Here is a 13,953-nt window from a genome sequence, read left to right as displayed (position 1 = left end):
GCTCCCACATTTGATCGGCGCGGTCTTTGCGAGCACGGTCTAATGTGGGAGCGGGCTTGCTCACGAAGAGGCCAGCATAGCCACTACACATCCAGGCTGGCGGTCACCGTCCGCCACATTTGCGTGCAACTCCTCTTAACCAAATTCCCGCATCGCCCGATTTTGGTGCTGTACTGCCTCAAGTAAACGGAGAAAGCGCCAGCGCTGCTGGATGGCATAAGTCTTGCGCGCTTTCCAATACGCTTAAGGCTCGCAGGAGGCACGCCGTGTCGATCCATGTCGCATTGCACCACGTCACGCATTACCGCTACGACCGCGCCGTCGAGCTCGGTCCGCAGATCGTTCGCCTGCGCCCGGCCGCCCACAGTCGCACGCGGATACTGTCCTACGCGCTGAAAGTCTCGCCCGAGCAGCATTTCATCAACTGGCAGCAGGACCCCCAGGGCAATTACCTGGCGCGGTTGGTGTTCCCGGAGAAAACCGATGAGCTGCGGATCGAAGTCGATCTGCTGGCGGAGATGGCGGTCTTCAATCCGTTCGACTTCTTCCTTGAGCCCTACGCGGAAAAGATCCCTTTCGCCTACGCCGCGGATGAGCGCAAAGAGCTGGCGCCGTACCTGGAAACCTTGCCCCTGACGCCAAAGTTCAAAGCGTATCTGGATGGCATCGACCGCACGCCGCTGCCCAGCGTCGATTTCCTCGTCGCACTCAACCAGCGCCTGAGCGAAGACATTGGCTACCTGATCCGCATGGAACCAGGTGTGCAAACGCCCGAACACACCCTGGAACATGCCTCCGGTTCCTGCCGCGACTCCGCGTGGTTGCTGGTGCAGCTGTTGCGCAACCTCGGTCTGGCAGCGCGTTTCGTCTCCGGTTACCTGATCCAGCTCACCGCAGACGTTAAAAGCCTCGACGGCCCGTCGGGCACTGACGTGGACTTCACCGACCTGCACGCCTGGTGTGAGGTCTATTTGCCCGGTGCCGGTTGGATCGGCCTGGACGCGACCTCTGGGCTGTTTGCCGGTGAAGGACACATTCCGTTGGCCTGTAGTCCCGATCCGGGCTCTGCGGCACCGATCAGTGGCTTGGTTGAACCGTGCGAGTGCGAATTCACCCACGAAATGTCGGTGGAGCGGATTTGGGAAGCACCACGGGTAACAAAACCCTACAGCGAAGACCAGTGGCTGGCGATCCAGGCCTTGGGTCGGCAGATCGATGCCGACCTGTTGGAAGGTGACGTACGCCTGACCATGGGCGGCGAACCGACGTTTGTTTCCATCGACGATCCAGACGGCGCCGAGTGGAACACGGCGGCACTGGGGCCAGACAAGCGGCGTCTGTCCGCCGAACTGTTCCAGCGCATGCGTAAGCACTACGCGCCCAAAGGTCTGGTGCATTTCGGTCAGGGCAAGTGGTACCCCGGAGAGCAATTGCCGCGCTGGTCGCTGAACTGCTACTGGCGCCGCGACGATGTGCCGATCTGGCACAACAGCGCGTTGATTGCCGATGAGCAGCAAGACTACGGTGCCAATGGCGAGTTGGCCGGACGCTTTCTGGCGAGTGTCGCCGAACGCCTGAAAATTCCGACACGTTTTGTATTTCCGGCCTACGAAGACAATTTCTATTACCTCTGGCGCGAAGGCACTTTGCCGCAGAACGTCAGCGCCGAAGACTCACGTCTTGAAGAGCCTCTGGAACGTGCACGCCTGCGCAAAGTCTTCAGCCAGGGTCTGGACAAAGTCATCGGCCAGGTCCTGCCGCTGGCGCGCACCGCCAAGGGTGATCAATGGCAAAGTGGCCGCTGGTATCTGCGCGATGAGCATTGCCGACTGGTGCCGGGGGATTCGCCGCTGGGCTATCGCTTGCCGCTCGGCTCGCAGCCTTGGGTGAAAGCGGCGGAGTACCCGTTCATTCATCCTGTGGACCCGAATCAGGATTTCCCTGCACTGCCCGACACTGCGCAACTTCAGAGCCAAGGCGAGCCTGCAGTTGCTGATGAGCGCACGCCAAAGATCGACGAATCCGCCGACTGGCTGACCCGCACGGCGTTCTGCGCGGAAGCACGAGAAGGGCGGTTGTACCTGTTCATGCCGCCGCTGGACCGGGTCGAGGATTATCTGGAACTGGTCAGCGCCATCGAAGCCACCGCCGAAGAATTGCATTGCCCGGTGTTGCTGGAAGGCTATGAACCGCCGAGCGATCCGCGCCTGAGCAACTTCCGGATCACGCCCGACCCGGGTGTGATCGAGGTCAACGTGCAGCCGTCCGCCACATGGGATGAACTGGTCGAGCGCACCGAATTTCTTTATGAAGAAGCGCGCCAGACCCGACTGACCACCGAGAAATTCATGATCGATGGCCGGCACACCGGCACCGGCGGCGGTAACCATTTCGTACTGGGCGGCGCGACACCGGCTGACTCACCGTTTCTACGCCGCCCCGATCTGCTGCGCAGCCTGATCAGCTACTGGCATAACCACCCGTCCTTGTCCTACCTGTTTTCGGGATTATTCATCGGCCCGACGTCTCAGGCGCCACGGGTCGATGAAGCGCGCAATGATGCGTTGTATGAACTGGAAATCGCCTTTGCCCAGATGCCTGAACCGGGGGAGGAGTGCGCGCCGTGGCTGGTGGATCGGTTGCTGCGCAACCTGCTGATCGACGTGACCGGCAACACCCACCGTGCCGAGTTCTGCATAGACAAGCTTTACTCACCGGATGGCGCGACGGGGCGTCTGGGGTTGCTCGAATTGCGCGCCTTTGAAATGCCGCCCCATGCGCGCATGAGCCTGGCCCAGCAGTTGTTGCTGCGGGCGCTGGTGGCTCGATTCTGGCGCGAGCCCTATGCACCGCCGAAGCTGGCGCGCTGGGGCACTGAGCTGCACGATCGTTTCCTGTTGCCACACTTCATCGAACAGGATTTCGCCGACGTCATCGTCGACCTTAATGCCGCCGGTTATCCCGTGCGCGCCGAGTGGTTTGCGGCGCATCTGGAGTTTCGTTTCCCCAAGGTCGGCGATTACGCGGTCAGCGGGATCGAGCTGCAATTGCGCCAGGCGCTGGAGCCCTGGCATGTGCTGGGTGAGGAGGGCGCAGTCGGCGGCACGGTGCGTTACGTGGATTCGTCGCTGGAACGTTTGCAGGTCAAACTCACGGGCCTGCCGCCGCAGCGTTATCTTCTGACCTGTAATGGTATTCCAGTGCCATTGCAACCCACCGGGCGAGTCGGCGAGTTTGTCGCTGGCGTGCGCTTCCGCGCCTGGCAACCGGCCAACTGCCTGCAGCCGACCATTCCGGTCCATGCGCCGTTGGTGTTTGATTTGCTCGATACCTGGATGCAGCGCTCGCTGGGTGGCTGCCAATACCACGTTGCCCATCCGGGCGGACGCAACTACGACAGCTTGCCGGTGAACGCCAATGAGGCGGAGAGCCGTCGAATGGCGCGTTTTTTCCGCATCGGACATACGCCTGGGAAACTTCCTATACCCAATATGGAAATTAACGACGAGCTGCCGATGACTCTCGATTTACGACGTTTCTAAACCGTACGCGACGCTCGGACTTTTCGTATATCCGGGCGTCATGAGCCTGCGTTAGTCTGACCGTTCTTTGCTGTCTGCCGAGCTTTCCATGCCTGACCTGCTTGACCGCTACCCGCTGACGGCGGGCACTTATCACGAACTGCTCGACGACAGCGGCGCCGTGCGCCCGCACTGGCGTCGGTTGTTCGACCATTTGCAACGCAGCACACCAACGCAATTGGTGCAGCGTCAGGCGCTGCTGACCCGGCAGATCCAGGAAAACGGCGTGACCTATAACGTCTACGCCGATCCCAAGGGGGCGGATCGACCTTGGGAGCTTGATCTGCTGCCGCACGTGATTGCAGCTGATGAATGGCAGCAGTTATCGGCCGGAATCGCTCAGCGGGCACGCTTGCTCAATGCTGTGCTGGCAGATTTGTACGGCCCGCAACGGTTAATCGCTGAGGGGCTGCTGCCTGCCGAGCTGGTTTTCGGTCACAACAATTTCCTCTGGCCCTGTCAGGGCATTACGCCACCCGACGGGGCTTTTCTGCATCTGTACGCCGTGGATCTGGCGCGTACGCCCGACGGTCGCTGGTGGGTCACGGCGGATCGGACGCAAGCACCGTCCGGCGCCGGTTATGCGCTGGAAAACCGCACCATCGTGTCCCGGGCCTTTCCCGAGCTGTACCGCGACCTGAAAGTGCAGCATTTGGCTGGATTTTTCCGCACGCTTCAGGAAACCCTGGCCCGTCAGGCGCCGAGTGATGACGACGCGCCGCTGATCGTGCTGCTGACGCCGGGACGTTTCAACGAAAGCTATTTCGAACACCTCTATTTGGCGCGCCAGCTCGGTTACCCACTGGTAGAGGGCGGCGACCTGACCGTTCGTGATGCCACGGTTTACCTGAAAACCTTGAGCGGACTGCGCCGGGTCCACGCGATCATGCGGCGGCTCGACGATGACTTCTGCGATCCGTTGGAGCTGCGCACTGACTCGGCCCTTGGTGTGCCGGGGTTGCTGGAAGCGGTACGCCGAGGTCGGGTGCTGGTGGCCAACGCCCTCGGCAGCGGCGTGCTGGAGTCGCCGGGGTTATTGGGCTTCCTGCCGAAGATCAATCAATTCCTGTTCGGTGAAGAATTGATCCTGCCTTCCATCGCGACCTGGTGGTGCGGTGAAGCGCCGGTGCTGGCCCAGGCACTGGAAAAATTGCCGGAGTTGTTGATCAAACCGGCTTTCCCGTCACAGAGCTTTGCTCCGGTATTTGGCCGTGATTTGAGTGAAAAACAGCGTCAGGAACTGGCTGAGCGCATGCAGGCCCGGCCTTATGCCTATGTCGCGCAAGAATTGGCTCAGCTTTCTCAAGCGCCGATCTGGCAGGCTGAAGACGGTTATCTGCAACCTCGGGCCATTGGCATGCGCGTGTACGCAGTGGCCAGCCGTGAGGGCTATCGGGTGTTGCCCGGCGGCCTTACCCGGGTTGCCGCCGAGGCTGACGCCGAAGTGGTGTCGATGCAGCGCGGTGGCGCGAGCAAAGACACCTGGGTGTTGGGCGATCGCCCGCCGAGCGGTGAGCAATGGAAAACCCAACGCACGATCGGTGTGCACGACCTGGTAAGGCGTGATCCATACCTGCCGTCACGGGTGGTGGAAAACCTGTTCTGGTTCGGCCGTTATTGCGAACGCTGTGATGACAGCGCGCGGCTGCTGCGAATCATGCTGGCGCGGTATGTCGATGGCGATGACCCGCAAGCCCTGGAGGCGGCGGTCGATCTGGGCGAACGGTTGATGTTGTTGCCCGATGAAGGTGAGTTGCCGGAGCGTTTGCTGGCGGCATTGCTCGGCGATGACTGGTCGTTCAGCCTGCGTTCCAACCTGCAGCGTTTGCAGTGGGCGGCCTCGCAGGTGCGCGGCAAGCTCTCGCGGGAAAACTGGCAAGCGCTGGTGGAGCTGCAGCGCGAAGCCATGGAACTGGAAGCCGAAGAACCGGATTTCGGCGAGTTGCTGGATTTCCTCAACCGTCTGGTGATGTCCCTGGCGGCGTTATCCGGTTTCGCCCTCGACGACATGACCCGGGACGAAGGCTGGCGCTTCCTGATGATCGGCCGCCGGATCGAACGTCTGCAATTTCTCAGCGCCAGCCTGGCGGCATTTCTGCGCGGCGCCGGTGCTTTCGATCAGGCCGGGCTGGAGTGGCTGCTGGAACTGGGCAACAGCAGCATCACCTACCGATCGCGCTATCTGGCGGTGGCGCAATTGATCCCGGTGCTTGACCTGTTGCTGCTCGACGAGCAGAACCCCCACGCCGTGCTGTTTCAGTTGAAACTGGTGACTCGTACCTTGAAACGCTTGAATGACGACTTCGGCGTGCCTCGCGAAGCGGGGTTGCCGCAGTTGGTGGAACGCCTGGCACAGTTCGATCTGGGATGCCTGGAGAACTCGCTGTTCGGCGCAGCCAGCGTTCGGGCCGCCATTGAGGGGCTGGCCGATCTGTTGCAAGAGATCGCCGACGCCAGCGGGCAAGTGTCGGATCGTCTGGCCCTGCGCCACTTCGCCCACGTCGATGACGTCAGCCAGCGCACGGTGTCCGTCTGATGAGCGCCCATTACCAGATTCTCCATGACACCCATTATCACTACGACAGCCCGGTGTCCCTGGCTCAGCAGCTCGCGCACCTGTGGCCGCGTGCATGTGCCTGGCAGCGCTGCACCGAGCAACAATTGCAGATCAGCCCCGACCCGACGACCCGCCGCGATGAACTGGATGTGTTCGGTAATCCGCTGACCCGGTTGGCGTTCGAGCGGCCGCATGATGAATTGCTGGTCAATGCCCGGCTCACCGTCGAAGTGCTGGCCCGGCCTGCGCTGGATTTCAATCAATCCCCGGCGTGGGAAGAAACCCGCAACGCGCTGACCTACAGCAGTCAGCCGCTTTCCCCCGAATTGCTGGAAGCGTGTCGTTACCGGTTCGAATCGCCCTACGTGCATTTGAAGCGCAACTTCGTCGAGTTTTCCGAAAGCTGCTTTCCATCGGGTCGGCCGCTACTGTTGGGTGTTCAGGCGCTGATGGAGAAGATCTTCAGCGAGTTCACCTTCGATGCCGAGGCGACCCAAGTGGCGACGCCGCTGGTGGAAGTGCTGGAGCGCCGGCGCGGTGTTTGTCAGGACTTCGCTCACCTGATGCTCGCCTGCGTACGCTCCCGTGGGTTGGCGGCGCGGTACATCAGCGGCTACCTGCTGACCCAGCCACCATCGGGCCAGCCGCGCCTGATCGGCGCCGATGCGTCACATGCCTGGGTTTCAGTGTTTTGCCCGGTGCTCGGTTGGGTGGATTTCGACCCGACCAACAACGTGCAGCCGGCGCTGGAACACATCACCTTGGCCTGGGGCCGGGATTTTTCCGATGTATCGCCGTTGCGCGGGGTGATTCTGGGTGGCGGTAATCATGACCCGGAAGTCCGCGTCACCGTAATGCCACTGGAGTGACCACGATCCACTGTGGGAGCGAGCCTGCTCGCGATAGCGGAGTATCAGTCAAATAATTGCTAAATGTGCCGCCGTCATCGCGAGCAGGCTCGCTCCCACATGGGAATGTGCAAGTCAGTTCTGGAGGGGACATTTCAGATGGGACTGTGAGGGTCAGCAAAAGAACTGCTGACCCTGGACACAGATCCGGTGGGCCTGATCAGATCATCGGGCCCTGAGGGTCTCAGGCGTCGGGCGCCTGATCTTTCGGTGCTTCAACAGCGTCTTCTGCGGCCACTTCACCTTCTGCATCGGGGTTCAGTGCGGCGGCTTCTTCTTCAGCTGTAGCTTTCTTGCGCTGAAGTTTTTCCTCTTTCTTCTGCTCCTTGGCCAAGTCTCTCTGACGTTTGGCGAAGGAATAATTGGGTTTAGCCATGGGCGATCCTCTGGGGTCGAAGGTGAGGTTGAGCGGCGCGTATTCTGCCCTGTATCGATGCCCAGCCGTTAGCTGGGTTTTTGCTCGATCCATTTTGGCACCACTGTCGGCTGCCAGGCATCCAGTTCATCAAGCAGGGTTTGCGGCGATTCGCTCACTTGCAGCATGTCACGGTGCGGTTCGCGAACGAAGCCTTCACCGACGATATGATCGAGAAAAGACGTCAACTTGCTGTAGAAACCGTTCACTTCCAGCAGCCCCAGCGGTTTTCCATGATAGCCGAGCTGGCCCCAGGTCCAGACTTCGAACAGTTCTTCCAGCGTGCCCAGGCCGCCGGGCAGGGCGATAAAGGCGTCGCTGAGCTCGGCCATCCGCGCCTTGCGCGCATGCATGCCGTCGACCACTTCCAGGCGAGTCAGGCCGCTGTGACCGATTTCCTTGTCTTTGAGGCTTTGCGGGATGATCCCGATCACTTTACCGCCGGCCGCCAGCGCAGCATCGGCGACGATGCCCATCAGCCCGACGGCGCCACCGCCATAGACCAGAGTCAGTTTACGCTCGGCCAATGCTCGCCCCAAGGCGACAGCCGCTTCACGATAAGCCGGGTTGGTGCCAGTGCTGGCACCGCAAAATACACAAACGGACGCTAAAGACATGCCTTACTCCATGGTCAGGATGGTCACAGAGTAAAGGCAGGCACGCGGCGTTCCAAGGTCTACACTTCGCGTTCAGGTGTTTCAAAGGTTCCGCTGGCGCCACAGGCATAGGCGGCGAGCAAACTGCGCAACAGGCTGTTAAGGGACATGACTGACGCTCCAGATGGGTGAGGACGAGCTGATGATAGGGCCGCCCCAGACGTCTGGCTGGTAGATTGTTTCGATAGGTGTCATAGCCCGAAAGTTGTATACAATTTTTGATTCAGGTCATAGGAACTTGCGAAGTTTTCAGGCAGTCTTCTGTCCATTCGCACTTTTATTAACCCTGCCTTGGAGATTCACCATGTTTGCCAAACTTGTTGCAGTATCCCTGCTGACACTGGCCAGCAGCCAATTGATGGCTGCCGAGTGCAAGGTCACTGTCGACTCGACTGACCAGATGTCCTTCGATACCAAGGAAATCAGCATCGACAAGAGCTGCAAGACGTTCACCGTGGAGCTGAAACACTCCGGCAGCCTGCCGAAAAACGTCATGGGGCATAACTGGGTGCTGAGTAAAACAGCTGATATGCAGCCAATTGCCACCGATGGTCTGAGTGCAGGTATCGAGAAGAACTACCTGAAAGAAGGTGATGCTCGCATCATCGCGCATACCAAAATCATTGGTGCTGGCGAAACGGATTCGGTGACCTTCGACATCTCGAAACTGGCTGCTGGCGAAAGCTACGGTTTCTTCTGCTCGTTCCCGGGCCACATCTCGATGATGAAAGGCACTGTTGTGCTGAAGTAATCGAATCGAGCTCGTAAAAAAGCGTCCCCATGGGACGCTTTTTTTTTGTTTATTTATTGGCCAACGCAAATCCCGTCAACGCCAATCCCAGGCGCCCATGGGGGTGAAATCAAGGTGCAAACGGCATCACTCGCTTGTGATGAGTCTTTTTATAGGTGTCGCAGATGATCTTGAACGCTTCCTCGCGCACCGGTTCGCCGTGCAGGAACGCGTCGATCTCGGCATAGGTCACGCCGTGGGACGCTTCATCCGGCTTGCCGGGCGACAAGTCTTCCAGGTCGGCCGTGGGGATTTTTTCCACCAGCGACTCCGGCGCGCCGAAGCTGCGGGCGATGTCCCGGACCTGATTTTTCACCAGACCGCTCAGTGGCGCCAGGTCGCACGCGCCATCACCGAACTTGGTGAAGAAGCCCATCACCGCTTCTGCCGCGTGGTCAGTGCCGATCACCAGGCCGTGGGCTGCGCCGGCGATGGTGTATTGGGCGACCATGCGCATCCGCGCCTTGGTGTTGCCGAGCACGAAATCCACCGAGACTGCGTGCTTGCCTTCAAACGCTGCGACTTCACTGGCCAGGGATTTGACCGCCGGGCCAATGTTCACGGTGTGGCGCTCGTCCGGGGCGATGAAATCCACCGAGGCCTGGGCGTCGTGTTCGTCGAACTGGGTTTCGTACGGCAGGCGCACGGCGATGAACTTGTAGCTGTTGTCGCCGGTGCGTGTGCGCAGTTCGCGCATGGCACGCTGGGCCAGCAGACCGGCGGTCAGGGAATCGACGCCGCCGCTGATGCCGAGCACCAGGGTCTTGAGCCCGGAATTGACCAGGCAATCCTGGATGAAGGTAATCCGCCGGGTGACTTCAGCCTCGAGGGCGGCCTGGTCGGCGAACGGCGGTTGGACCTTGAGCTGTTCAGCAATCTCACGCTGTTCGGCTTGCATGAATTCACTCCTTGCTTGATGTGCTGGAAATGGCAGCAGGTACTTTGAAAACGTGTCGCAAGTAGGCGACGAAATTCGGGTCTTTGCAGTGAGTCTTGCCAGGCTCATCGGAAATCTTTGCCACAGGCTGGCCGTTGCAGGCGGCCATTTTAAGCACGATATTCATCGGTTCGACACCCGGAATATCGCACGTCAGGTTGGTGCCAATACCAAAGCTGACATTGATCCGACCGCGCAGCGCCCGAAAAATCTCCAGGGACCTGGGCAGCGTCAGGCTGTCGGAGAACACCAGCGTCTTGCTCATCGGGTCGATACCCAGCTTGTGATAATGCGCGATGGCCTTTTCCGCCCAGAGCACCGGATCCCCGGAATCATGGCGCAGGCCGTCAAACAGTTTGGCGAAGTACAGGTCGAAATCGCTGAGAAAGGCATCGGTGGTGATGCAGTCGGTGAGGGCGATCCCCAAAAGGCCACGGTACTCGCGGACCCAGCAATCGAGGGCGGCAATCTGACTGTCGATCAGCCGCGGGCCGAGTTGCTGATGGGCCATGATCCATTCGTGGGCCATGGTGCCCAACGGTTTCATGTCCAGTTCCCGTGAAAGGTGCACGTTGCTGGTGCCGACAAAACGACCGGGGAAATCGTGCTTGAGCACGTTCACCACTTCTTCCTGCACGCGGTACGAGAAGCGACGACGAGTGCCGAAATCGGCGACCTGCAATTCGGACAATTCCTGCGCGCTGGCGTTGGCGGTGAGCCAGTCGAACTTGCGGTAGAGCTGCTCACGCGCCTGTTCCAGGACGACTTCACGGTAGCGATAGCGGTTGCGCACCTCGCTGACGATGGACAGCAGCGGCACTTCGAACAGGATCACGTGCAGCCATGGCCCGCGCAGGCGGATGAACAGCTCGCCGTTTTCGATACCGGTGTGGATGTAGCGCAGATTGAAGCGGAACAACCCGAGAAAACGCAGGAAATCCGGCTTCATGAAGCTGATGCGCTCCATGAAACTCAACTGGTCGGCGCTCAGGCTCAACTCGGCAAGGCGCTCGATCTGGAAGCGGATTTCCGCCAGGTACGGGCGCAAATCTTCACTGTTACGGCAACGAAACTCCCATTCGACTTCCACGTTCGGGTAGTTGTGCAGCACCGCCTGCATCATCGTCAGTTTGTAGAAGTCGGTGTCGAGCAGGTTCTGCACGATGCGATCGCCAAACACGCTCTCGCTCATAACGGGGGTTCTCCAGGCTGGCCGCGGCCCGTGGCAGCGACGTTGCAGCTGTTTCAATGAATGGGGCTAGTGGCGCATATCAACGGCAGGTATTGCCAGCGTTTTTTTAGGCGCTGGAAATCTCTGTGGGAGCTAGCCTTTGTGGCGAGGGAGCTTGCTCCCGCTCGGCTGCGCAGCAGTCGTCGATTTTAGGGCCGCTCCGCGACCCAACGGGAGCAAGCTCCCTCGCCACAGGTATTACATGCGGACTTAATGTTGCGGCATCTCCGGGCTATCAATCTGCTCCAGCATCCACTTCACAAAATCGCGCACCTTCGGCACTTCCGCCGAGTGCTCCGGATACGCCAGGTAATAGGCATCGGTGCTGGGCATCGCGTGCTGCCAGGGTATGACCAGTTTGCCGTCGGCCAATTCCTCTTCCACCAAAAAACGCGGCAACAGCGCCACACCGCAGCCGACCTGGGCTGCGCGGATGCACATATAAAAGGTTTCGAAACGCGGGCCGTGGTAGCTGTGTTCGGTGTGGTAGCCCTGACTGTCGAACCAGTCGTGCCAGGCCTGGGGCCGGGAGGCGTTTTGCAGCAGGACCAGGTCGGTGAGTTGCGTTGGATCGGTGAACGGCGTGTCCGGCAGGCTGCCCGGTGCGCAGACCGGCACCAGTTCTTCGCCGAACAGCTTCAGGCATTCAGTGCCGGGTCGTGAGCCCTGGCCGAAATAAAACGCCAGGTCGCTGCGACCTTGCAACAGATCGTCGGCTTCCTGTTCGCTGCACAGGTCCAGGTGGATCGAGGGATGGCGCAGACGCCAGCCTTTCAGACGTGGCACCAGCCAGCGCGCGCCGAAGGTCGGAGGCGTCGAGACGCGCAGGACTTCGGTTTCACCGCCGTAGGAGCGCAGGTAGTGGGTCGACATCTCGACCTGCGTGAGGATTTTTCTGACCTCCACCAGGTACAAGTCACCGGCCGGGGTCATTTGCAGGCGTCGGCGCACCCGGCGGAATAACAGGTGCTGCAGCAATTCTTCGAGTTGCGCGACCTGTTTGCTCACAGCGCTCTGGGTCAGGTTCAGCTCTTCAGCCGCCCGGGTGAAGCTCAAGTGCCGGGTTACGGCCTCAAAACACTGCAGCGCGGTGATCGACGGCAAGTAGCGTTTATTCAGCATGGGTTGTCCTTTTTCTTGTTTCTTTCTTACCAGCAATTCGCAGCATGAATAAACGGAATGATATCTCTCTTAAAGGTCGTTTGTTGGGTAACGTCGGGAGCGCTAAAACTACAGGCCTCACCAGCCGAATCAATCCGGCTGCACGTTTTCTGTTTTTCGCTTGAGGAGTGACCCATGGTTGCCGCATTGCTTGATCGTCTTGGTGTGAACCCGGCCCTGTACCAGAACGGCAAAGTGCCGGTGCATTCGCCGATCGATGGCAGCCAGATCGCCGCCGTGAACTGGGAAGGCGCCGCTGAAGTCGAGCAGCACATCAGTCGTGCAGATCATGCGTTCGAATTGTGGCGCAAGGTCCCGGCCCCGCGCCGTGGCGAACTGGTCCGCCAACTGGGCGATATCCTGCGTGAATACAAGGCCGACCTCGGCGAGCTGGTGTCCTGGGAAGCCGGCAAGATCACTCAGGAAGGTCTGGGTGAAGTTCAGGAAATGATCGACATCTGCGATTTCGCCGTCGGCCTGTCCCGTCAGCTGTACGGTTTGACCATCGCTTCCGAGCGTCCTGGCCACCACATGCGCGAAACCTGGCACCCGCTGGGCGTCGTTGGCGTCATCAGCGCATTCAACTTCCCGGTTGCGGTCTGGGCCTGGAACACCGCGCTGGCGCTGGTCTGCGGTAACCCGGTGATCTGGAAACCGTCGGAGAAAACTCCACTGACCGCACTGGCCTGCCAGGCACTGTTCGACCGCGTACTGAAGAACTTCAGCGACGCGCCGCCGCACCTGAGTCAGGTGATTATCGGCGGTCGCGATGCCGGCGAAGCCCTGGTCGATGACCCGCGTGTCGCGCTGATCAGCGCCACCGGCAGCACCCGCATGGGCCGTGAAGTGGCGCCGAAAATCGCCGCACGTTTCGCTCGCAGCATTCTGGAATTGGGCGGTAACAACGCCATGATCCTCGGCCCAAGCGCCGACCTGGACATGGCCGTACGAGCCATTCTGTTCAGCGCCGTCGGCACTGCCGGTCAGCGTTGCACCACGTTGCGTCGCCTGATTGCCCATGAATCGGTGAAGGAAGAAATCGTCACCCGCCTGAAAGCCGCGTACTCCAAAGTGCGTATCGGCAACCCTCTGGAAGGCAATCTGATCGGTCCACTGATCGACAAACACAGCTTCGAAAACATGCAGGACGCGCTTGAGCAGGCCTTGAGCGAAGGCGGCCGGGTGTTCGGCGGCAAGCGCCAACTGGAAGACAAATTCCCTAACGCTTATTACGTGTCGCCGGCCATCGTTGAAATGCCGGAGCAGAGCGATGTGGTTTGCCACGAAACCTTCGCGCCGATTTTGTACGTGGTCGGTTACAAGGATTTCGACGAAGCGCTGCGCCTGAACAACGCCGTGCCACAAGGCCTGTCGTCGTGCATCTTCACCACTGACGTGCGTGAAGCCGAGCAGTTCATGTCGGCGGTGGGCAGCGACTGCGGCATCGCCAACGTCAACATCGGCCCGAGCGGCGCGGAAATCGGCGGGGCGTTTGGCGGCGAGAAAGAAACGGGCGGCGGTCGTGAATCCGGTTCCGATGCATGGCGCGGCTACATGCGCCGTCAGACCAACACCGTGAACTATTCGCTGGAATTGCCGTTGGCTCAAGGCATTACCTTCGACTAAATCTCGAGTCGAACAGTGATCCCCTGTGGGAGCGGGCTTGCTCGCGAAATCGGTCTGTCAGTCACATTAATGTTGGATGTGCCGCCGCCTT

The 13,953-nt window shown here is 60.1% G+C and carries 10 protein-coding genes; 5 read left to right on the top strand and 5 right to left on the bottom strand.

Annotated elements, in window-relative coordinates:
• The first annotated feature begins 266 nt into the window (after positions 1-266).
• The 3 genes from DFS28_RS07695 (at position 267) to DFS28_RS07685 (ending at position 7,007) form a co-directional block, all read left to right on the top strand.
• A complete protein-coding gene (locus DFS28_RS07695; RefSeq protein WP_111449250.1) occupies positions 267-3,542 on the top strand; it encodes a DUF2126 domain-containing protein in 3,276 nt (1,091 codons plus the stop codon).
• Between the two features lie 88 nt (positions 3,543-3,630).
• Positions 3,631-6,117: a circularly permuted type 2 ATP-grasp protein gene (locus tag DFS28_RS07690; RefSeq protein WP_111449249.1), complete on the top strand. Its 2,487-nt coding sequence runs from the start codon at positions 3,631-3,633 to the stop codon at positions 6,115-6,117.
• Entirely contained in the window at positions 6,117-7,007 is an 891-nt protein-coding gene (locus tag DFS28_RS07685; protein ID WP_111449248.1) for a transglutaminase family protein, read from the top strand. The genes DFS28_RS07690 and DFS28_RS07685 overlap by 1 nt, the downstream gene beginning before the upstream one ends.
• A gap of 223 nt (positions 7,008-7,230) precedes the next feature.
• Here the strand turns inward: DFS28_RS07685 and DFS28_RS07680 are convergent, their stop codons facing one another.
• Complete coding sequence (locus tag DFS28_RS07680) at positions 7,231-7,422, bottom strand: hypothetical protein (protein ID WP_008157021.1); 192 nt, start codon at positions 7,420-7,422, stop codon at positions 7,231-7,233.
• Positions 7,423-7,490: 68 nt separating this feature from the next.
• A complete protein-coding gene (locus DFS28_RS07675) occupies positions 7,491-8,078 on the bottom strand; it encodes a TIGR00730 family Rossman fold protein (protein ID WP_111449247.1) in 588 nt (195 codons plus the stop codon).
• 343 nt (positions 8,079-8,421) lie between these two features.
• Here DFS28_RS07675 and azu point away from each other — a divergent pair, with 343 nt between their 5' ends.
• Positions 8,422-8,868 carry an azurin gene (gene azu / locus DFS28_RS07670; protein WP_111449246.1) on the top strand — a complete coding sequence of 149 codons (447 nt, stop codon included), beginning with the start codon at positions 8,422-8,424 and terminating at the stop codon, positions 8,866-8,868.
• A gap of 109 nt (positions 8,869-8,977) precedes the next feature.
• Here the strand turns inward: azu and nadE are convergent, their stop codons facing one another.
• The 3 genes from nadE to DFS28_RS07655 form a co-directional block, all read right to left on the bottom strand.
• A complete protein-coding gene (nadE, locus tag DFS28_RS07665) occupies positions 8,978-9,805 on the bottom strand; it encodes an ammonia-dependent NAD(+) synthetase (protein WP_111449245.1) in 828 nt (275 codons plus the stop codon).
• Between the two features lie 4 nt (positions 9,806-9,809).
• Positions 9,810-11,036 (bottom strand): nicotinate phosphoribosyltransferase, encoded by a 1,227-nt coding sequence (gene pncB / locus DFS28_RS07660; protein WP_111449244.1) that lies wholly within the window; start codon positions 11,034-11,036, stop codon positions 9,810-9,812.
• Between the two features lie 249 nt (positions 11,037-11,285).
• The gene (locus DFS28_RS07655; RefSeq protein ID WP_076028847.1) at positions 11,286-12,197 is read right to left on the bottom strand and encodes a LysR family transcriptional regulator; all 912 of its coding nucleotides are present in this window, start codon (positions 12,195-12,197) and stop codon (positions 11,286-11,288) included.
• Positions 12,198-12,371: 174 nt separating this feature from the next.
• Between DFS28_RS07655 and DFS28_RS07650 the strand changes: the two genes are divergently transcribed.
• Positions 12,372-13,862: an aldehyde dehydrogenase family protein gene (locus DFS28_RS07650; protein WP_008153370.1), complete on the top strand. Its 1,491-nt coding sequence runs from the start codon at positions 12,372-12,374 to the stop codon at positions 13,860-13,862.
• The last annotated feature ends 91 nt before the right edge of the window (positions 13,863-13,953 follow it).

The sequence above is a fragment of the Pseudomonas sp. 478 genome, assembly GCF_003254125.1.
Lineage (GTDB): Bacteria > Pseudomonadota > Gammaproteobacteria > Pseudomonadales > Pseudomonadaceae > Aquipseudomonas.
The sequence above is the reverse complement of the archived record's forward strand: the minus strand, read 5'-3'. Positions and strand labels throughout refer to the sequence as shown.

Coding starts and splice junctions, on each gene's coding strand:
- DFS28_RS07690 (WP_111449249.1), top strand. CDS start 3,631: ATGCCTGACCTGCTTGACCGCTACCCGCTGACGGCGGGCACTTATCAC.
- DFS28_RS07685 (WP_111449248.1), top strand. CDS start 6,117: ATGAGCGCCCATTACCAGATTCTCCATGACACCCATTATCACTACGAC.
- DFS28_RS07680 (WP_008157021.1), bottom strand. CDS start 7,422: ATGGCTAAACCCAATTATTCCTTCGCCAAACGTCAGAGAGACTTGGCC.
- DFS28_RS07675 (WP_111449247.1), bottom strand. CDS start 8,078: ATGTCTTTAGCGTCCGTTTGTGTATTTTGCGGTGCCAGCACTGGCACC.
- azu (WP_111449246.1), top strand. CDS start 8,422: ATGTTTGCCAAACTTGTTGCAGTATCCCTGCTGACACTGGCCAGCAGC.
- nadE (WP_111449245.1), bottom strand. CDS start 9,805: ATGCAAGCCGAACAGCGTGAGATTGCTGAACAGCTCAAGGTCCAACCG.
- pncB (WP_111449244.1), bottom strand. CDS start 11,036: ATGAGCGAGAGCGTGTTTGGCGATCGCATCGTGCAGAACCTGCTCGAC.
- DFS28_RS07655 (WP_076028847.1), bottom strand. CDS start 12,197: ATGCTGAATAAACGCTACTTGCCGTCGATCACCGCGCTGCAGTGTTTT.
- DFS28_RS07650 (WP_008153370.1), top strand. CDS start 12,372: ATGGTTGCCGCATTGCTTGATCGTCTTGGTGTGAACCCGGCCCTGTAC.